A 20024-nucleotide genomic window follows, 5' to 3' on the forward strand; every position below is an offset into this window, starting at 1 on the left:
ATAATATGCAGCCGTTAGTTCTTTGAACCGCAGAGCATGAATTCAATTTGGTGACATCCGGAGTCTTGAGGCAGCTTTGTTTCGACGCCTTGGGGGTGACATGAACCAAAAGATCGATCTCGAACTCATCAGTCTCACGAAACGCTACGGCACGACCGTCGCAGTAGATGCAATCAGTTACCACTTCAGCGCGGGTACCTACGCTTGCCTTCTGGGGCCTTCCGGGTGCGGGAAGTCGTCCACCCTACGCATGATTGCCGGACATGAAACTGTGTCTGATGGATCGATTACCCTAGGAGGCCGGGACATCTCCGACCTGCCACCTGCCAAGCGGGGCACAGCAATGATGTTTCAGAACTATGCGCTGTTCCCGCACCTGAGCGTACTCGACAACGTGGCCTTCAGTCTGACCATGAAAGGTGTGGACAAGCCCAAGCGCTTGGCCCGCGCGCATGAACTGTTGGAACTCGTTGACATGACGGCAATGGCGGACCGACTACCTGCACAATTGTCTGGCGGTCAACAGCAGCGCGCGGCGTTGGCGCGGGCGTTGATTACGAAACCGGATGTTCTGTTGCTTGATGAGCCGCTCTCGGCTTTGGACCCGTTCTTGCGCATTCGTATGCGGGCCGAATTGAAAAAGCTGCAGCGGGAACTGGGCATCACGTTCGTCCATGTCACTCATGGTCAGGACGAGGCTTTGGCGCTGGCCGATGAGATCGTCGTCATGAATGACGCGAGTATTGAGCAAGCTGGCAAAACGCGATCCGTCTTCGACGCGCCCAAAACGGCTTTTGTTGCCCGGTTCCTGGGCTCTCACAATGTGGTGGCGATGCCCGAAGGGATGGTCGCGGTCCGGTCTGATGCTTTGAAAATAACAAGCGACACTTCGGCCAAGCTACCCGGCACCATCACCAACATTGAATATCAAGGCACGCATGTCGCGCTAACGGCCACTGTTCCCGGTGCGCAAGAAGTAACCGCATTGCTGTCAGACAAGGAATTCTTCGGCAACCCGAAGGAGTTGGGCGAGGCCATCGGTCTCGACTGGGAGGCCGAGGCAGCGCATGCCCTGGCTGGATAACGAACCGTTCAACAGAGAGGACAAACCATGACGACAATCTCCAAAGTACGCTATTCGCGTCGCTCGCTGCTGAAGTCGGGTGGCGCGGCGGTGGCGGCCGCCGCGCTTCCGGCTCCAATGGTATGGGGTCAAGAGACGAAAGACATCACCTTGCGCCAGTTTGGTACCGGGGTGTCGAACCTGAATGACGTTGCACTGAAGGTCAAGGAAGACCTTGGCTTCAATCTGGAAATGACCGCGCTGGACACCGACAGTGTGACACAGCGTGCAGCGACGCAGCCCAACAGCTTTGACATTGCCGATATCGAGTACTTTATCTGTAAGAAAGTCTGGGCGGCAGGCAACCTGCAAGCGATGGATACCTCCAAGATCGCACAGTACGACAACATTGCAGGGACCTTCCGCAGCGGGCTTTTGACACCTGAAAGCACCATCGCCCAAGGCACCGCGCCGCACACCGTGGGCTTCACCACCGGCGTTGATGGCACGGAGTTCGTTCAGGAAGAATCCGGGTGGATGACCCTGATCCCAACGATCTACAACGCTGACACCTTGGGCATCCGCCCGGACTTGATCGGTCGCCCGATCAACAACTGGTCCGAGTTGTTGAACCCGGAATTCAAGGGCAAAGCCTCGATCCTCGACATTTCGTCCATCGGCATCATGGACATGGCCTTGGTTGTGGAATCCATGGGCGAATACACCTACCCGGACAAAGGCAATATGACGAAGGAAGAGATCGATCTGACGCTTGGCATCTTTACCGAAGCCAAGAAGAACGGTCAGTTCCGGGCGTTCTGGAAGTCGTTCGATGAATCCGTGAACCTGATGGCGTCGGGTGAGGTTGTGATCCAGTCGATGTGGTCACCTGCGATCACCGCTGTGCGTTCGCAAGGCATTCCTTGCGTCTATCAGCCGTTGGAAGAGGGCTATCGCTCTTGGGGCGGCGGTCTTGGGCTATCGGCATCCTTATCGGGCATGGAGCTGGATGCAGCCTATGAATACATCAACTGGTACCTGTCCGGTTGGGTCGGCGGCTATTTGATGCGTCAGGGCTATTACTCTGCCGTTCCAAGCACGTCCAAGGAATTCATGACCGAGGACGAATGGGGCTACTGGTACGAAGGCAAAGAGTCTCAGGGCGACATCGTCTCCCCCACCGGCGACAAGCTTGCCGGTCCCGGCGAAGTCCGCGACGGCGGCTCTTTCCTGGATCGCATGGGGTCCGTGGTGTGCTGGAACTCTGTCATGGACGAGAACCAGTACATGGTCCGCAAGTGGAACGAGTTCATAGCCGCCTAAGCGATGCGCGCCGGGGGGCCTTGGTCCTCCGGCACACAGCAATTTTCAAGAAAGACGGTAGAGGCAGATTTGCGGAACAATACAGTCATAGGTTGGCTTTTGGCGGCCCCATTGTCGCTGGTGCTGCTGGTGTTCCTTGTCGCCCCGATTGTGATGATCGTGGTGGTCAGCTTCTGGGGCGCAACGGAATGGTCGATTTATCCGGCGTTTCTGTTGGACAATTACGAATTCCTGTTGACCTCGGATGTGACCTATCGGGTCTTTTTCAACACCTTCAAATACGCCTTTATCACATGGGTCTTTACCCTGCTGATCGGCTTTACTGTCGCCTATTACCTGGCCTTCCATATCCGCACGCTCACATGGCAAATTGCACTGTTTTTGCTCTGCACGATTCCGTTCCTGACATCGAACATCATCCGCATGATCTCCTGGATCCCATTTCTCGGGCGCAACGGGATTGCCAATTCGACACTGATCTCGATGGGCGTCATTGATGAGCCGCTGGAGTGGCTGCTGTTCAGCGATTTCAGTGTGATCCTTGCCTTTGTGCACCTCTACACGCTTTTCATGGTAGTCCCGATCTTCAACACGATGATGCGCATCGACAAATCCCTGATCGAGGCGGCGGCGGACGCAGGCGCAACGGGCTTGCAAACGCTTTGGCACGTGATCATCCCTTTGACCAAACCCGGCATCATGATTGGCACGATCTTTGTGGTGGCGCTCGTCATGGGAGACTTCATCACGGTCCGGTTCATGAGCGGCTCTCAATCCGCCAACATGGGACGTTTGATCCAGAACGACATCGCGCTGCTGCAATATCCGTCCGCATCGGCGACCGCAGTGATTCTGCTGGTCACGGTTCTTATCCTGATCGGAACGCTGCTGCGCTTCGTCGATATCCGCAAGGAGCTTTGATCATGGAGCCGCGCCCCAAGTCATTCTATTTCCTCAGCGCCCTCTTCGTGCTGTTCCTTGTATTTCTGTATGGCCCCACACTGACCATCGGCATTCTGTCGTTCCAAGGCCCGGGCGGCGGCCTGACCTTCCCGATGCGGGGCGTGTCGCTGCATTGGTTCCGAGACCTGTTCGAACAACAGGCAGTTGGCGATATCTGGGGCTCGTTCAGCCGGTCACTGGTGCTGGGACTAATGGTGATGGTGACGACTGTTGTTGTCTCGGTCATGGGGGGGCTGGCCTTCCGCAAGCGCTTTGCCGGGTCCACGGCCTTGTTCTACCTCATCATCACATCGCTGGTGATCCCCTCAATCCTGATCTCGCTGGGCGTCGGACTTATCTGGTCGCAATCGGGCCTGCCGGTACACTGGTCAAGTTCCGGCTTTGGTGCACAGCTCACTTGGACGTTGCCCTTTGGTCTCTTGATCATGTTCGCCGTTTTCAACCGCTTTGACCGCTCCTACGAGGAAGCCGCTCGCGATCTGGGCGCAAGCCCGTGGCAAGTCATTCGCCATGTGGTGCTGCCCATCATCGCGCCTTCGCTGATCGGAGTTGCTCTTTTCGGCTTCACCCTAAGTTATGATGAATTCGCCCGAACCCTGCTGACTTCGGGCAGTTACAACACACTGCCGCTTGAGATTTTCGGCATGACTACGAATGTAACCACGCCGGTGCTGTTCGCCTTGGGCACGTTGACAACCGTATTCTCGCTCTTGGTGATCGGTGTCTTTCTGGTTGTCGTTTGGCTATTGAACCACCGCCGTGCACGGGAAGGCTCCGATGCCGGCAAAGGCATGATCTAATGGCGGTGATCATCATCAACCCCAACAGTACGCGGTCAATGACCAATGCCATGCTCGCCCAAGCACGCAGATCAGCCCCCGAGTTGGCGTTCGAGGGCTGGACCTCATACGATGGGCCTACCGCTATTCAGGGCGAGGCCGACGGCGAAGCCGCGCGAACGCCGTTGCTTGAGTTGGTCAAACGCGCGTCCTCGCAGGGTGCCGACGGTATTATCATCGGATGCTTTGACGACACCGCCCTGGAAGAGGCCGCAGCAATTGCGGATTGCCCAGTTGTAGGCATCGGTCAGGCATCCTATCACTATGCAGCCCTCAGAAACTGGCGCTTCAGCGTGGTGACAACCCTCTCCATCTCAAAGCCAATCATTCAATCAAACATAGAACGCCATGGGTTCGGCCATGTCGTGTCAAAAGTCCGCGCCTCTGAAATCCCCGTTCTGGAACTGGAAACGAACACTCGTCTTGCCATCAAGATGGTTGCGCAAGAAGCGTTGGTGGCTGAACAAGAAGACGGCATTTCCGCAATTATTCTTGGCTGTGCCGGCATGGTCGAAGTTGTCGATGCGGTCAGGAGGGAACTCTCCGCAGAGGTTATAGATCCCGTTGAATGCGCGGCACAATGTATGCTTTGGGTGCGCCAGTTAAATTAAGTACCGAAGGATCGTTTGAGATTTGTGATAAGGTCAAATAGGCAACGTGGGGTTGTCGTTCTGGGAGGGCATGGAGGATCGGAGGATCAGTCATGGAACCCACACCAAACTTACCGGCCATTCGCGCACTTCGCCCTGCTTGGACCAAAGGCCGCATCGTCGGTCAGAAACGGCCGCTGAAGCCAAAACACGTCTGGGCGATCCGGGTGCGACTTGAATTGGCAGAAAACCATCGCGATCTCGCACTCTTCAATATGGCAATCGACAGCAAGATACGCGGTTGCGATCTGGTCAAGATGAAGGTCGTCGACATCATGGCGTCCGGCCAGATCAAAGAACGGGCATCAGTGCTACAAAGTAAGACACAGGAACCTGTGCGTTTTGAGACTTCAGAAGGTACTCGAGCTTCGGTCGAGAAGTGGATGGAAGACGAGATCATGATCGGCTCGGAGTATCTTTGGCCAGGCCGTTTTCATGAACGCCTTCATATCTCAACCCGCCAGTATGCGCGGATCGTCCGGGATTGGGTCACGTCGATTGGTCTAGAGGCGAGCGCATACGGCACACATTCGATGCGGCGGACGAAAGTCACTCAGATCTACAAGAAGACCGGAAACCTTCGTGCTGTCCAGCTTCTGCTTGGTCACACCAAAATGGACAGCACAGTCAGGTACCTTGGGGTCGAACTGGAGGATGCACTAGCAATCGCAGAAGCTATTGAAATTTAGACTAAAGGGCCGCCTTCACTGGCGGCCCAAAGCCGCCATTGGCTACGATCCGCCACCGCTGCGCTGCGGCCCGTCATTCTGGACTTTCGCTGCGGGCGCAAAATCGGGGTCGCGGCGAACTGATAGTGTGCGGGACAATGCCGCCGTTCGGTTTTGGGCTTTCGCTTGTGCGGCATCCACTCGCAACCGCCCGAGTGTCCGGTGAAATGGGGGCAAGATCAAATGGGAGCTGATGGATTACGATTCTTGGGAGTAGAGTTCTCTATCTCAGTAGCTTTCTTACTCTCACGACGCTGTCTGCATTCCTTATAAACTCTCGGTTTTCTCTTTCTCCGGGAAGTGTTACCGTGAACGCAGTTTTGTATTTCGGAGAAGAAGTTGTTTGAACAAGCTCTTTAGCCAGCAGGCGCGTCAGGGGCGATTGTCCACGATATTGGGCGAGAACGTTTTGGTTCTCCAGCGTATGGACGGCTCCGAAGAACTGTCCGGCGATTTTGAATGGCGGGTTGAGGCGCTTGCGGATCAGCCCGCGCTCGATTTGCATGGGCTATTGGGCACCCATGCCACAGTCGAAATCGACCATGCCGATGGGACCCGCCCCTTTGATGGCATCGTGTGTGAGGCCCGCGCGCGCGGCGCGTTTGAGAACGGGTTTCGCTATGATCTCATGCTGCGCCCGTGGCTGCACGCCGCCAGCCTGCGCCGCAACATGCGGATTTTCCACAATAAGACCGTGATCAACATCGTAGAAGATATCCTCAACACGTATGTCGGCTTTGGCAGCCCGCACTTTGAGAGCCGAGTTACAGGCGACTATCCGATCCTTGAATATACGGTGCAGTATGGCGAAAGCGACGCGGATTTTGTCCGTCGCCAGCTCGAGCGGCATGGCATATCTTGGTCTTGGCGGCATGCGGTAGGCAATCACACGCTTCTGTTGACCGATGCGCCATTCAGCCTGCCGGAAATCCCCGGTGCGTCGCGTCCATACTATGGCGTCGGCGGCTTTCACCAGCATGAAGAAGAGCATTTTAGCCTCTGGTCATCAGCTGATCGGGTCACGACAGGGGCGGTCCGATTAACAGAGTATAACTTCAAAATTCCCATGGCAGCCCAAGAAGTTGACCATATGGGGGATGCCACGCACCCTGGCGGCGACATCGAAAGCTATGACTGGCCTGGGGATTACCTCAGCCAGGGTGAAGGCCAAGGGGTCGTGAACACCCGTGTTGATGCCGAACGCGGGCAGGCTTCACGCCATGAGGCCGAAGGCGATGTAATCTCACTTGGCGCAGGCTGGCGGGTCAGCTTGCGCGGCGATGAGGTGCCGGGAGCCACGGGCAAGACATTCGTTTGCCTCAAGGCGCAGCACCGCTTCCGGGCGCAAGGCTATGGCACAGGCGACGCTGGCGGGGACGAAACGCCCTATGCCGGGTCCTACGTGCTGATGCCCGAAGGCACGCCCTACAGCCCCGAACACCGCACGGTTGGCCCACGCGTCCAAGGCCCCGAAACGGCCGTGGTCGTGGGCGACGGCGAGATCGACTGCGACGAATATGGCCGCATCCTGTGTCGGTTCCACTGGGACCTCGATGGCGCACAGACGATGCGGGTGCGGGTCAGCCAAAGTTGGGCCTCCAAAGGCTGGGGCGGCATGGTCATCCCCCGCATTGGCATGGAGGTCATTGTCGAACACCTGCGCGGCGATCCAGACAAACCCATTGTGACGGGCTGTGTCTACAATGGCAAAAACGATGCGCCCTATGAATTGCCGCAACACAAAACCAAATCCGTCTTTCGATCCGATACACATCAAGGCGAAGGGTTCAACGAAATCAGCTTTGAAGATCGAAATGGTGACGAACAAATCTTTATTCAGGCAGAGATGGATCAGGATATCATCGTTAAAAACGATCTTCGCGAGTGGGTTCAAAATGACGCTCATTTCAAAGTCGATAATAATCGAAACGAAGATGTGAAGCGCAATAAAAGCAGTTCAGTCGGTGAGAACCGCATTGACGCAACTGCCAAGAGTCATTCCGCATCTGTTGGAAAAGACAGCGCGCTGTCGGTCGGGGACAAGTTCTCGGTCATCGCAGGCGAGAGCGTTTTTGTCCAAGCAGGCAACGCCACCGTCATCGAAAGCAAGGGTGACCTCATAATTAAAGCGCCAAGTGGTTTTATTCGGATCGGGGCGGATGGCATTACGATCCGTGGAACGAAGGTCAACATCAATTCGGGCGGATCACCGTTCAATGGTGTTGTGGGCGAGGGCCATACGCCACAGCCGCCTGACGAAGCAAAGGTGAAAGACTGATGCCCGCCGCAGGACGATTGGCCGATATTGGCTCGGGACATGGATGTTTCCCGCCCAGTCCTACAGCAGAAGGTAGCGGTGACGTCTTCACAAACGCGCGGCCTGCTTTACGCAAAGGGGACGCGGTCATGCCTCATGGCTGCGGGCAATGTCCGCCGCATGGGCGCAGCGTGTCGGCAGGGTCTGCGACAGTGAACATTAACAACAGACCTGCCAGTCGCGTTGGTGACGCCATTTCCTGCGGGGGGTCGGTGTCTACCGGCTCTGGTGATGTTTTCATTGGAGATGACACATGGGGCCAGGGGACGGGCGACGTGAAACCGTCGGTTCGGTTTGTGTTATCTCAGATCCCCGGCAGCGCGGATCACGGCTACTACAAAGAACCATACAAACTCTTCCACAACGATGGCCTCGTCCAAGAAGGTATTACGGACGAGAAAGGCGTGATTACCTTCGACCCTGTTGAAGTCAGTGGCGTCTTCCGGGTCGAAGCTGTCGGACGCATTTGGACTTTGGATGTGCGTGGGCTGGCGCCCGCAGATACACCTGCCGGGGTCGATGATCGTTTGGCTGCGTTGGGTTACACAATTGCGGATGAAGGCCATAAGACAGCTCTGTCGCCAGACCGGAATGAGGCCACGGGCGGACTTGGCTGGTTTCAGGCGGCACGCGACGAAGACGACGCCAGCACTGCTTCGGAACGCGTAACGAAATTCCTCAAAGCACTGCTACCGTGATCCCATGAGCAGAGAAGATCCGCCCCCTATAATTGCACAGCCATATGACCCTTCCTCAGGGCGGTCGTTTGAAGTTGTCGACTGGTTTGGCCGAAACAGCGAGTTTCCAATGCGGCCCGCCACCACGGTATCGCCGCTGGTTTGCGGAGAAGATGCCTTCGCCGCTGTCGCACGGGCGTTGCGCGCTGCGCGAAGCAGCATCAACCTCTGCTTCTGGGGTTTGGACCCCGCAATGTTGCTGGAGCGCGGCACTGAAAATAACTGGGACAAACAGGCCATTCTAGGCGAAATGCTTTTGGAAAAAGCCAGGAATCCGGCCTTTCGGATCAGAATGGTGGTTTGGGATCATTACAAGGTCGGTATCGGTTCCGGCGGTAGCGGCGCTGAGGATCCAACCGACGCAGACTTGGGCGGCAATAGCACGAACCTCGCGAAGTTTCGCGAGCTTGTGAAAGACTATCCAAACATCGAATTTGAGATGACAAATTCGTTGAGCACCAACCCGATCCACCTGTTTCCCAGCTTCCACCAGAAGTCGATTATTATCGACATCGAAAACCCATCCGCGGCAACAGCATTTGTGATGGGCCACAACATGCTGGTCAATTACTGGTCCTCAGTCAATTTGCGCCGCGTCAGTCCACGGCGTCAGTTCTACCTGAGAACGATGGATCAGGTCAGTGCTGATCAATACGCTCAACAGCTTGAAACCGCGCGGAAGAACTACGAATTCTACCGGGATATGACCGGATATGTGCCGCCGCACCATGCAGCGACTGTTGAACGTTTCCGACAGGAATATGAAGCACTGCGCGATCTTGAACATGCAGGTCATTTTACCTACCGGACCGAGACGTCATCACGGATCAAACCCTATCTCGACATCAGTACACAAATTTGGGGCAAGGCTGTCGTAGACGTCTACGCGAACTTCTCGCGCGTGTGGAAAGCAAACACGGGCAATAATCCACCAGCCGCGCCTGCGGTATCACGCTTCAGCGGGCGCGCTCGCCGGGCCCCGGCACAAGTTGCCGCGACTTTTCCAAAAGCCTCTCCTCCTGCACGGGATATCGAAAAGCTCTATCTACATGCGATGCAAAACGCTGATCGTTACATTTTGATGGTCAATCAGTATTTCCGAAATTGGCCTCTGACTGACCGGATCATCGATTGGTGGGCCACAAATCGCGATATTCCACGCAAGAAACAAGTGCCGATGATGATCGTCACGAATGATTGGAATATCCCAGCCAACATCGACGAGCTCGGTTTTTTTGATCGCCAGTCCGTACGGACTCAGGCTGGTCATGATGGCGTGACCTTTGACAAGTTCAACGCTGCCGGCACGCCAATCTCGATGACAACGATGTTGAACGAGGAAGCACCGTACCATTCAACGGTCTATGTCCATGCCAAGCTTTTGCTGGTCGACGATGTCTTTTATTCGATTGGGTCCGCTAACTATAATCGACGTGGCATGGAAAGCGATCCAGAGCTGAACATCGGCGTTTTGGACGGGCAGGAGGCCCTTCGTCTGCGCCGTGAAATCATGAATATCCTTGTGGGGGATCCGATGAACGAATTTGATCGTGGCAACGATCCGATGCTGGCCTTCGCCAAGTGGCAAGACATGGTCGCCCAAAATTCAGTTTTGGCCGGGTCGCCCGTGCGTCTACCGCACGGCCGGGTCGTGAACTATACGGCAGACGGGCGTGACCCCAATGACGAACGTGCCAACCGATTAGCGCAGATCACGCCACTGGGCGAGGGAGGCAGTCTTGGTTAAGGTCATGATCTCTGTCGTCGCGACAGTGGGGTTTCTTGGATTGGGTCTATATTTTGCAACGGCTAACACCGTACCAGCGAAGAACTTGACGGATAAGATGTGTATGTTCAACGACAGTGACTTGATTGCGCCGAACACCAGTCCGGAAGCAGAACAGATCTACCAGCGGGCCCGCGCGCATGACTTGACGATCATGGTCGAGATGCCGGAGACAATACCTGTAGAATTGCGTGGAATCGAGCCTGACAGAGTGGAAGCCCGCAGGCTTTATTCACAGGCGGCCGAGATAGGCCATGTTGGCGCAATGAACAACCTTTCTGTGTACGAGCAGAACGGTTGGGGGCACTCTGATCCAGATAGTTTTCCACGCGATCACCAAGCGGCTTTTCGCTGGAACGTCGAAATGGCCCGGCGCGGCGACGTGCGTGGGTATATCGGGATGGGACTCTACCATCATTCCGGTAGGGCGGGGCCTGCTGATCCTACACGCGCACAAGCGTGCTTTATCGAAGCAGCAAGGCGCGACGATCTTCGAGGTATCCTTCTCCTCGGTCGGCACGACCTAAACCTTTTGCAATCCTTACTACCGATCCCGGCGAACCGTGACAGGATTACGCGCGGGAAGGCATTGCTTGAAGAGGTGTCGAGACGTGGTGACCCAGAGGGTTTCGCGCAGCTGTCACTGCATTACTTCTTGAAAGAACCGGCGCCACTCAAGCGCGAATACTACGCGCGAGAGGCCGAGAAACTCTCTGATCCGTATTTCGGAACAAACGTGATACCGATCTACAAGTTTGAAGATCAGCCACTTTATGACCCGGATATGGTGGCCTGTTTAAAAGCACTGGGCCCGTCGGAGGGACCGCTGATAGACGAAAGGTGTCCGCGTCCAGACGGGCCACTGACCCGCGAGGCCGCCGGATTGCCACCGACACCAGTTCAGCCATTTGATCTGTCGAGCCTTACTGTCATTCGCAGTCGCTAGACCGACATGACAGTAAGTGCGATAACCGATGGAGTACATTGGCTTGACGGTCCCGTGAGCGCGGTAGACGTCTGGCAAATGCTTCATTCGAACGCGCAGGAATGGGAAACTGTCCCCAGGAATTCGCATTTCTTCAAAATCAGAGAAATGTTGGATCAGGCAGACCGAGATGCGCTTAAAAAACTTGAAGATTATGATGCTTTGCTCTGGGAGCATCTCTGCTATGGTGCCGGTTGGACGATCATCGGGGCCGTTGCACTTTCGTGGTGCAAGGGGGCCAATTTAGCGCAGATTTCAAAAATCTGGCAATCTATTTCACCGGAGATTGCGCTGGACCCTGCGACACTCAGAGTGATCGGCATGTTACGGCCACAGTTGCTTCCTGCCAGCGATCGGCTGAGTGAAATAGCTGCTAGTCTTGAAGGTGATGTATTCCTGATTGCGCTCTCTATAATCGCGTTACAGGGTAAAATTCATGTTGATGTGCAACGCAGCGAACTCGAAAACGCACCCGATTTACTGCGGTTTGCTTTGATTTATATGGCTGAAAATGCTGAAGGACAATGTCCGCACGCCGACTTAATTTTAAGTTGGAAAACTGATGAGCGGCAACTTTAAAACTGGACCGCCTCGGGACTACCGTAGTGTTCGTTATTCATCAGTTATGCCGTTTTTTTGCCACGGTTAAGTCTGCTAAGAATGGCTCGTATTTTCTTGATGCGTGACATAGTGTGCGGCACCGTTCATGGCCGCGGGCCGGTATGGAGACGCGCGGAGCGGGTCCACAATTCGGCGAACCCGTGGATCATTTAATCAGTCTGGTTTTCCCATTCCAGATATTTGCGATCATTTGCCCTTACTGTTCTTTGACCTCCTCACACCCGACTACCTTAGATTTTCGGCTGCTTTCAGTGCGAGCTGCAGCGAATAGCTTTTCCCTGAAAAAATTTTCCGAAACAAGACCGACCTAATTTCCAAGCGTTGTTTCCGCTTTGGCGATTTCGTCAAGTCCCCGCCGCAATGCCGCGAATTCACACTTTCCGCCCAAGATGCTAGCTTTGGATAGCTCTCGCCAGCTGCTGTCCAGGATCAGATCCAGCTAGGTCTTTCACGACTGTCAAGAAGACATTTCCGGTTCGTCGTGCCCATAGCCGGCCTATCAGGTCTTTTTCTTGCGCTTCTGGTGCGCCGACGATGTGTGCTCCTTTATACTCGACTGCGAATAATCGGCCGTCATGAAGCTTAGCCACAAAGTCGGGATAGAACCGGTGACCGTTAGCCCGGGGGAGCCAAAAAGAGTCGCGGTGGCGAGCCACATTGCGAACCCAGACGTCAACACCGTCAATATTATCTAAGGCCAGCGCGCACTGGAATTCTTCCCCGGAAATGTTGCCATCTGTGAGCGGCGCACGATCATGGCCGAGCAGGTGGCGGTTCAGTCTAAGTGCGCCAGTTGGCCTGGTCGGAACGTCAGCATAAACGGACGCATCAAACCGGATCACCGGAGGAGGCTGATCATTCTCGTGTTTGGTGTCGAACAACGTCGCTTGATACGCTTTTTTGCGTTCACTGTCCCTGATATCAGAGATCTTTCGACGTAAACGTGCCGCCAGGGCATGTTGCCAGTCGATCAGGGTGCGGATGTTTATCCCTCGGTTGAGAAAATTCACCACTACGCCCGCCAGCCAAGTCTGCATCTCGCCAGGAGATACATCTTGAACGCGGCATTCACGTTCCAGCCACCGAATGAAGCCCGTTTGCATTTCCCCATCAGACGGTCCTGCGAGCGCGGGTAAAGACACCTGTTCCCGGCGGTCTCTGCGATAGACCAGACGATCACCGTCCAGATCTATTTCAACAAGCTCTTCATCGCGACGGAAAGCGAACTCTTGCTCGGACAGACGGGCAGGGTGGTTTGTGAGGGACCAATCCGTGCGCTCGAGGATGGCCTCGGCGTCAGCTAAGAAGACCTCACCATTCATCTGCGCCAGAAGCAGGGGGACCTCGATGACTGCACCTTTGTCCGCGAGTGATCGCCCCGCTTCCACGATTGCACGATGACGCTCTAGTCTTGCCGTAATCTCAGCTTCTGCATCGGCGGGGGCAAGTCGGGTGATCGCAGTTGCCACCTCGTCTGACACATCACCCCGTATCGCAACGGTAACACTGCCGTCCTCGCGCGGTATCCAGTCAACAGCTGGATCATCAATTTCGCGTCTTGCAGCGTCGCCATCGGGCAGGTCGAACTGGAAAACCGGCTTGGGGCGCACTGGGTCTGGGTCAAACAACGTCCCCTGTGGGTCTTGCTCGACAGAGGTGGGCTTCAAAGACTGGCGCACTTCTTCGTCTGTGAAACCCATGTCGATCAGCTTGTCGCGCAGGGCTTCGGCGGCTTCCTGAAAGGACGGCTCCGACACATGGGCGTAAGACGCGTTCAGGGCTTCATCCTTGCGCCGCGCGGCATAGGGCATCCGCAGAACGCGCCCCAGAAGCTGTTCGACAGCCGTTGAGGATGACAGGCGTTGCGTGGCGCAGAGGACATAGGCCGACGGGCAATCCCATCCCTCTTTCAGGGCGGCCACGGTGATCACGTGCCGGGTTTCTTCGGCGGGGTCGCGCAGGTTGACGCCGTCCAACTCGCGCTGTTCGCCGGTCGCGACCTTGATGCGCTCCTCCGGGATAAGCTTTTCCTGGGTCAGGTAATCCCTCAATTCGCTCACAGTCGGATGCCCGTTCTTCGCCTGTGCCTGATAGAGCGCGATGGGCCGCAGATGCTCCGCCTCATGCAAGGCCTTCTCCTCAAGCATATGGCGGGTCGCGACCGTCGCGGAGACGGCGGCGCGCCAATCATCATGGGGGCGGACCCGGATCGGAAGCTTGATCATCTCCTCATCCTTCAGCGCCGCGGCTGTCACGGAGTGAAGGATGTTCGACACACCCCGCGGCGTCGCCGTGAACTCCAGGATGGCCGAGGGGCGGATGCGCGCCTGCAATTCCCGGGTCAGGCCCGACACGGCGTTATGCGCCTCATCGACGATCATCAGGGGGCGGTGATGGAAGAGCAGATTGGCAAAGCTGAACTTGACCGCGCCTTCACTCAGCAAGCCGTGGCCCTTCGCGGCATTCGCGTCCTCTGCCGTCACCGTCTCCATCCCTGCGGTGGGCACGCCTGCGAAATGCGCCTCCAGCTCCTCGTGATGCGAATAGACACGGCGGCCAACGGTGTTCTTGACCCGAAAGGCCTGAATGGTCGAGACGACGATGCAGGTGTTGCGCGCGATATCCTGCGGGCGGATCGTGTCGAAAGCCGCGATGTCGAAGACACGGACCCGGCCGCCGAACACCTCGTCAAGGCGACGGCGATAGGGGTGGGCCGGGTCTGCCAAGGCCTCCAGCGTCTGGGTCTTGATGGCATCGGAAGGCACGAACCACAGCGTCAGGGGATGATCGCGCCGCAAATAGGATCGCCCCGCCAGCTGGATCGCCTCTGCCGCAAGCAATGTCTTGCCGCCCCCGGTGGGTAGGCGCAGGCAGACATAGGGAACATCGGGAAGCTCTTGCAGGGGGGTGTAGGTGCGGCTGCCTGGTTGAATGCCCAAAAGCCGTGTTTCCTCATCCTGCCGCGCCACTTCGCGGGCAAAGGCGTCGGCGGGGCCCGAGGCGGCGGCGGTCGTCAGGAACCGATCGAGCGCATCGAGGGTGGCTTGCTGGTATCGCTTGAGCTGCATGGTCAGGCCCTCTGTGGCAGGTCGTAGGGCGTCTGCCGGAAAACGATGTTCCGGTCACGCAGGGTGGCTTCGGACAGGCGGCAGGCCGCGCCATAGACGGTCAGGGGGCCGTCATGGCCCGCATCCTCGCGGATCAGCTGCAACGTGGCATGGGTCAGCACATTGCCCCCTTGGGCGGAGCGGTCCTTGAGGATCCCGTTGAACAGCAGCGCAATGGTGCGGTCCCCATGTGTGCCCAACACGGGCGAGGCTGTCGGGGCGGTGGTCAACGGCGTCTTGGTTTCGGCAAACCAGACATGGCGGGCAAGGTCGGGGAAGCGGATGCCATCGGCAACACGACCCTCCGCATCAAAGACCGCAGGCCCCAGGGTGCAGAACCGAAAGCCGCCGCCGCCCTGCCAATCGACGTCCTTGGAAATGCCGCCCTGTTCACCCTCGATGACCTTGTGCAGGCGGGTGGCGCAATGGGTGCGGGCGTGATCGCCCATCTCGACCCCGATCCAGCGCCGCCCCATCTTGTGCGCCACGGCGGCCGTGGTGCCTGAGCCGAGGAAACTGTCGAGCACAAGGTCGCCAGGGTTGGTGGCGATGTGGAGAATGCGTTGGAGGAGGCGTTCGGGTTTGGGTGTGTCGAAGACAGCAGAACCGAAAAGTTGATTTGCTGAGCGTTTCGCTTCATCGTTCGTACCAACGTCATCTGCATACCACAGCGTTTCAGGGGTCATACCCGCCAATGAAGACTCAGAAAGAAACTTTTTGAGTCTTGGAACATTTCCACCAGTCTTGCCGAAGTAAATCCTACCTTCGTCAATCAGTTCCCCAAGTTTTTCACGATTGTAGCGCCAACAATTTCCACTTGGGGGAGATATTTTGCGTCCGTTTGGTGTGGTCACATCATAAAATTGACTAGCGGTACCGTGTCCAGCCTGCGCTGTGATAGCAACTGATTGCCAATTTCCGCGAGGATCATCATCGGGATTTCTATAACGTTTTCTTACGTCGTCTGAAATCGGTATTGGGTTTCGTGAAGAAGCGAATTTAACTTTGTCATTCGCATACGAGAGTATGAAGTCATGCTTGAATGAGAATACGCGCCTATTCTCTCGACTTTTTCTTTTTTCCCAAATTACGCTAGCCACAAAATTCCGCCGCCCGAAAATCTCGTCCATCACGACTTTCAGATAATGCCCTTCATTGTCGTCTATGCTGACCCAGATGGAGCCGTCCTCTGACAGGAACTCCCGCAAAAGCATCAGGCGCGGCACGATCATCCCCAGCCATTGCGCGTGTTCCAGACTGTCATCGTAATGCTCGAACGCGGAGCGGGTGTTGTAGGGCGGATCGATATAGATGCATTTCACCTTGCCCGCATAAAAGGGCAGCAGCGCCTTGAGCGCCTCCAGATTGTCGCCCTGCACCAGCAGGTTGTCCGCCCCGTCCTGTGCCGCGACGCCCAACGTGTCGTCCTCGGTGAGCAGCCGATACGGCACGGCCTCTGCCGCGCGCAGATGCGCCTCGCGCCCCAACCAGTCCAATGTCGGCATGTCCACTCCCCCTCATCGGCTCTTGTCGGCCGTGCCGTTAGCTTAGCAATCCACAGTTTTGACGTCGAGGGTTCATAGCCCTTTGAGTTGTCCACATTAATCAGCGGTGCCGGACTCATCGTCAGATTGCCTGACACATATACTGAGCGGGACATAAGCACCATCAAGATCCCCAGCGTAGGCCTATTTCCGGCAGGACCGACCATGACCCGACGAGCACCTGTTTCAGCGAAGAAGCAATACAAATACAGCGCGTCCGCGGAGGAGCAGGCGCACATCCGGCGGGCCGTGCAGCAAGCCGGGCTTTCCGTTTCCGCTTTTGTTGTTGAGGCCGCGTTGGGCCGCACGGCAGGCGTGTCTGCCGAAAGCTTTGCCAATGGACTGGCCGTACTTGAGACGACCCAGAAGGAGCTGCGCCGCATTGCCTACGGGGCGCCGGACGACGCGGACGGCCTTCTCATCCTGTCGAAACTCAACCAGCTGGAGCGGACCATTCGACTCCTAGCATCGGTCAGGGAGTTCGTGCTTTGAGGATCAGCTGGTCAAAGCATCACGTCAGTTCCGACCCGGCACAGCCATCGCGCTACCTGTTGGCCGAATATGTGCCGCGTTGGATCAACGGGCGCAAAGTGATCGAGCAGCGGCGACCGACACCAGAACTCCTTCTGGGCGACCCGTTCGTCATACAATCCTATCTCGCAGTTCAGAGAACGCAGCGGCGATACAGGTCGCTGGTGTTGTCGTTCCACGAGGATGATATCGATGTTGCGGCATTCAATTCTGGAAGTCCTAAAGAACGGGGTCAGGGATCCGCTGCATTGTCCTTTACATTGGAGACGGCATTCCCCGGTATTCCGCCTGCGAACCGCCCGCCAATACTGGCCTCGACCCACACTCATTTGGGGCGTCTGGAAATCAATATTGTCAGTCCGCGTTTCGCTCACCGCGATGTTGGTGCAATTCGCAGTTATAACCCCAACCCACCGAAATCCTCGGCCGGTCGGATATGGTGTACTACCCAAGATCTTCTGAATGAGGAATTTGGCTGGTACGACCCGAATAGTTCGAAACACCCGGCGCCCGTAGGCCCGGACTGGTTGGAAAGAAAACATCGATCCGCGATGCGTTCGGGAGTCACCGAGTTCCTTGAAGATCCCCAAGTTTTCATTCTCGATCAGGTCAAGGGTTTAGCCAATCGGCTTGAAACCAAATCGGTCCTCAATTTTGCTTTGGACCTTGCATCCTGCCTAATGGATGTGGGCTATCGCCTCGGGCCCTTGCGGGATGGGCGTCTGACGGTCAAAGCCAAGGTCGGGTCCGGGGCGACCGTATTCAAAGGCGGTGTGTTGGGCGGACGCGCGTCGGCGACACAGGCCGACGAGGATGAACTCTCAAGACTGACGTATGACCGTCTCTGGCGGCGTATGGCCGTGATGAATGCTCGACAGTACCGGGTTAACTGGGCAGGCCATGATGCACCCAAGATTGGCGGCAGGCCACACGATCATCCGTACGACCTACCGCTGCACCATCCTAACTGTCAGCCCCTGGAACGAACCGGCCTGCCAAGGGCAGTTTCTGTAGCTGCGAGGCTGACAACGGTCATCTCAAAGGTTGCTCGCAGACTTCAGCACCTTCGAACCGCCGTCCTTGCGGCGGCATCGTTCACATCATCATAAAGCAGGCTGAACTGCTTAGAACCAAACTGGAGGTCATCCCATATGCCGGACGATCACGAAGATACCACCCAAATGAAAACCCAGATGACAGAGTTGATCGGGCTGCTCACGGCCGTTCTCGACAGCCACAAGGACCGGGACATCGCCGCGAACTTGCAGGCCCTGGTGGCGGAGTTCGAGAGCATCCGCACCCTGATAATGCGCCATGCGACAGCCATGGAGGCACTCATCCCGCGGGCAACGCTGATGGAGCAAATGGTCGAAGAGCAGGAACAGCTGAAAGCGATGGTGTCTCAGATCAGGATCGACACGGCATGGGTTCGACACCAACTGGAGGGGAGCATCGATGGGTAGACCTGCTGCGATTTGCGATCCGCACGGGTCAAGAGGTGCTGCCTGACTGCGCATGGCAGGCTGGAATATCATCGTTTGAGGGCGAGAAAGCCGTAGTGGTGTCTGGCGACGGTTGGAAGCTCGTAACCCGGAAGCCCGGTGTTTGGATCGCTGAGGAGCCTTCCGACAGGATAATTCTCGCCAAGTTTGGTATCGATGATCCTGCAGACCAAGAAGCTGATGAGACTTTTGAGCCGCGTTAAATGCAGCCATCTGGTATGGACGACGTGCAGGAGCCCAAAACGGCCGAAAAGGGCCCGGCAAGGACCGTTGGTTCTGATTGCGAGTTCCAAGTTTTTAACTCCAGCTGCACGGTGGGAAGCGTTAGCCGCAAGGACAAATTTCCAGTGCGCATATTTAGATGGCTGGGGATAAGGTGATTTCGATTTTGGCGATAAGATCATCGTCGTCGTTCATGCGTCTTTCAGAAAATCAAGCTTCCACCAGCTGATGCCCGCTCCACCTATTGCTTCAGAACGCTCTGGGTAGCATACGAATGGCTTTCACTTTCAACTCCATGGGAGCATCATCGCGGTAAACGTCAGTGTTCGTATCTTCCTTGTCATTGTCGACATGGCCAACGATAGCGAGCCGAACCAGAGCACTGACATCCTTCGAAAACAAGAAGAAGTTGTTCACGTAGTGACCCAGGGAATGCATACAGAGCTTCCGTGGATTGCCGTTCAGAGCATGCTTCAGGCCGTTCCGCCAAATGTCGTCAATCGATTCACCAAATTTATCGACGTGCATCTCTGGGTCAGGCGCGAGAGATCTCTTTGAGCCCTTACGAGGCGTGGGCACGACGTCGGGGAACAGAAGGGGGCTGTCCTCTTTCTGCATCTCTTGCGCATATTCCAGGAACCCGAGTTCAATCAGATGCGGATGAATCGGCACAACACGTGTCAGCTTCAACGCCTCATCCGTCTCGCCTGGGTCTTCGCCCTTGATCCCTCGATATTTGTTCGCGTGAATAACGATGCAATCGTAGCCCTCGCGGACTTGAATATCCGATGAAAGCAGCCCTGCGATTTCAGCGCGGCGCGCCCCAGTATACTGGAGGATCAGCGGAATCCAGAAACGGCAATCCTTCGTGATGACATTCCCAGGAACATGCCGTCGTCCCTTGCTTTGGGCTCCTTGCCAAAGCGTATGTCCGAACACGGCCTGAACCTCCGAAAACTTGAAAGCGGCGCGTTTTTTGTGCTTTTTGGACTGGCCTTTGACCTTCGGGGTGATCTTAGAAACATCCAGAGCGTCGTCCAGCTGATAACCTTCGGAAGCGGCGCGTTCCAAGAGCAATTCAATCGTTTCGTGTGCCGTTTTCGAGT

The 20024-nt window shown here is 56.3% G+C and carries 17 protein-coding genes and 1 pseudogene; 15 read left to right on the top strand and 3 right to left on the bottom strand.

Annotated features, from left to right (window positions below):
* Positions 1 to 100: 100 nt before the first annotated feature.
* From L1065_RS00105 to L1065_RS00160, 12 genes and pseudogenes are all read left to right on the top strand, one after another.
* Positions 101 to 1084, top strand: a complete 984-nt coding sequence (locus L1065_RS00105) for an ABC transporter ATP-binding protein (RefSeq protein WP_237093416.1) — start codon at positions 101 to 103, stop codon at positions 1082 to 1084.
* Between the two features lie 36 nt (positions 1085 to 1120).
* The gene (locus L1065_RS00110) at positions 1121 to 2386 is read left to right on the top strand and encodes an extracellular solute-binding protein (RefSeq protein WP_237094506.1); all 1266 of its coding nucleotides are present in this window, start codon (positions 1121 to 1123) and stop codon (positions 2384 to 2386) included.
* A gap of 69 nt (positions 2387 to 2455) precedes the next feature.
* Positions 2456 to 3307 (top strand): ABC transporter permease, encoded by an 852-nt coding sequence (locus L1065_RS00115; RefSeq protein WP_370641090.1) that lies wholly within the window; start codon positions 2456 to 2458, stop codon positions 3305 to 3307.
* Between the two features lie 2 nt (positions 3308 to 3309).
* Complete coding sequence (locus tag L1065_RS00120; protein WP_237093418.1) at positions 3310 to 4149, top strand: ABC transporter permease; 840 nt, start codon at positions 3310 to 3312, stop codon at positions 4147 to 4149.
* Positions 4149 to 4799 carry an aspartate/glutamate racemase family protein gene (locus tag L1065_RS00125; RefSeq protein WP_237093419.1) on the top strand — a complete coding sequence of 217 codons (651 nt, stop codon included), beginning with the start codon at positions 4149 to 4151 and terminating at the stop codon, positions 4797 to 4799. The genes L1065_RS00120 and L1065_RS00125 overlap by 1 nt, the downstream gene beginning before the upstream one ends.
* A 92-nt stretch (positions 4800 to 4891) precedes the next feature.
* The gene (locus tag L1065_RS00130) at positions 4892 to 5527 is read left to right on the top strand and encodes a tyrosine-type recombinase/integrase (protein WP_237093420.1); all 636 of its coding nucleotides are present in this window, start codon (positions 4892 to 4894) and stop codon (positions 5525 to 5527) included.
* 382 nt (positions 5528 to 5909) lie between these two features.
* Positions 5910 to 7844 (top strand): type VI secretion system Vgr family protein, encoded by a 1935-nt coding sequence (locus L1065_RS00135; protein ID WP_237093421.1) that lies wholly within the window; start codon positions 5910 to 5912, stop codon positions 7842 to 7844.
* Positions 7844 to 8116, top strand: a pseudogene (locus L1065_RS15885) (PAAR domain-containing protein); the annotation flags it as partial. The gene L1065_RS00135 and the pseudogene L1065_RS15885, both read left to right, overlap by 1 nt.
* Positions 8117 to 8158: 42 nt before the next feature.
* Positions 8159 to 8581, top strand: coding sequence for a hypothetical protein (locus L1065_RS00145; RefSeq protein ID WP_237094564.1), 423 nt, complete (start codon positions 8159 to 8161; stop codon positions 8579 to 8581).
* A 109-nt stretch (positions 8582 to 8690) separates the two neighbouring features.
* A complete protein-coding gene (locus L1065_RS00150; protein ID WP_237093422.1) occupies positions 8691 to 10367 on the top strand; it encodes a phospholipase D-like domain-containing protein in 1677 nt (558 codons plus the stop codon).
* A gap of 4 nt (positions 10368 to 10371) precedes the next feature.
* The gene (locus L1065_RS00155) at positions 10372 to 11352 is read left to right on the top strand and encodes a tetratricopeptide repeat protein (RefSeq protein ID WP_237093423.1); all 981 of its coding nucleotides are present in this window, start codon (positions 10372 to 10374) and stop codon (positions 11350 to 11352) included.
* A gap of 54 nt (positions 11353 to 11406) precedes the next feature.
* Positions 11407 to 11970 (top strand): hypothetical protein, encoded by a 564-nt coding sequence (locus tag L1065_RS00160; protein ID WP_237093424.1) that lies wholly within the window; start codon positions 11407 to 11409, stop codon positions 11968 to 11970.
* 434 nt (positions 11971 to 12404) lie between these two features.
* On the opposite strand, the gene L1065_RS00165 is transcribed toward L1065_RS00160, so the two are convergent.
* Entirely contained in the window at positions 12405 to 15080 is a 2676-nt protein-coding gene (locus L1065_RS00165) for a DEAD/DEAH box helicase (protein ID WP_237093425.1), read from the bottom strand.
* A 2-nt stretch (positions 15081 to 15082) separates the two neighbouring features.
* Positions 15083 to 16624, bottom strand: coding sequence for a site-specific DNA-methyltransferase (locus L1065_RS00170; RefSeq protein WP_237093426.1), 1542 nt, complete (start codon positions 16622 to 16624; stop codon positions 15083 to 15085).
* Positions 16625 to 16828: 204 nt separating this feature from the next.
* Between L1065_RS00170 and L1065_RS00175 the strand changes: the two genes are divergently transcribed.
* Genes L1065_RS00175 through L1065_RS00185 form a run of 3 tightly spaced genes read left to right on the top strand, consistent with a single transcriptional unit; the run spans position 16829 to position 18657 of the window.
* Positions 16829 to 17155, top strand: a complete 327-nt coding sequence (locus tag L1065_RS00175; protein WP_237093427.1) for a hypothetical protein — start codon at positions 16829 to 16831, stop codon at positions 17153 to 17155.
* Entirely contained in the window at positions 17152 to 18303 is a 1152-nt protein-coding gene (locus L1065_RS00180; protein WP_237093428.1) for a hypothetical protein, read from the top strand. The genes L1065_RS00175 and L1065_RS00180 overlap by 4 nt, the downstream gene beginning before the upstream one ends.
* A gap of 42 nt (positions 18304 to 18345) precedes the next feature.
* Positions 18346 to 18657, top strand: a complete 312-nt coding sequence (locus tag L1065_RS00185; RefSeq protein ID WP_237093429.1) for a hypothetical protein — start codon at positions 18346 to 18348, stop codon at positions 18655 to 18657.
* Positions 18658 to 19167: 510 nt separating this feature from the next.
* Here the strand turns inward: L1065_RS00185 and L1065_RS00190 are convergent.
* Positions 19168 to 19989: a hypothetical protein gene (locus tag L1065_RS00190; RefSeq protein WP_237093430.1), complete on the bottom strand. Its 822-nt coding sequence runs from the start codon at positions 19987 to 19989 to the stop codon at positions 19168 to 19170.
* Positions 19990 to 20024 lie beyond the last annotated feature (35 nt).

The sequence above is a fragment of the Nereida sp. MMG025 genome (assembly GCF_021654165.1).
GTDB lineage: Bacteria > Pseudomonadota > Alphaproteobacteria > Rhodobacterales > Rhodobacteraceae > Nereida.

Coding starts and splice junctions, on each gene's coding strand:
- L1065_RS00170 (WP_237093426.1), bottom strand. CDS start 16,624: ATGCCGACATTGGACTGGTTGGGGCGCGAGGCGCATCTGCGCGCGGCA.
- L1065_RS00165 (WP_237093425.1), bottom strand. CDS start 15,080: ATGCAGCTCAAGCGATACCAGCAAGCCACCCTCGATGCGCTCGATCGG.
- L1065_RS00175 (WP_237093427.1), top strand. CDS start 16,829: ATGACCCGACGAGCACCTGTTTCAGCGAAGAAGCAATACAAATACAGC.
- L1065_RS00185 (WP_237093429.1), top strand. CDS start 18,346: ATGCCGGACGATCACGAAGATACCACCCAAATGAAAACCCAGATGACA.
- L1065_RS00150 (WP_237093422.1), top strand. CDS start 8,691: ATGCGGCCCGCCACCACGGTATCGCCGCTGGTTTGCGGAGAAGATGCC.
- L1065_RS00120 (WP_237093418.1), top strand. CDS start 3,310: ATGGAGCCGCGCCCCAAGTCATTCTATTTCCTCAGCGCCCTCTTCGTG.
- L1065_RS00105 (WP_237093416.1), top strand. CDS start 101: ATGAACCAAAAGATCGATCTCGAACTCATCAGTCTCACGAAACGCTAC.
- L1065_RS00125 (WP_237093419.1), top strand. CDS start 4,149: ATGGCGGTGATCATCATCAACCCCAACAGTACGCGGTCAATGACCAAT.
- L1065_RS00155 (WP_237093423.1), top strand. CDS start 10,372: ATGATCTCTGTCGTCGCGACAGTGGGGTTTCTTGGATTGGGTCTATAT.
- L1065_RS00130 (WP_237093420.1), top strand. CDS start 4,892: ATGGAACCCACACCAAACTTACCGGCCATTCGCGCACTTCGCCCTGCT.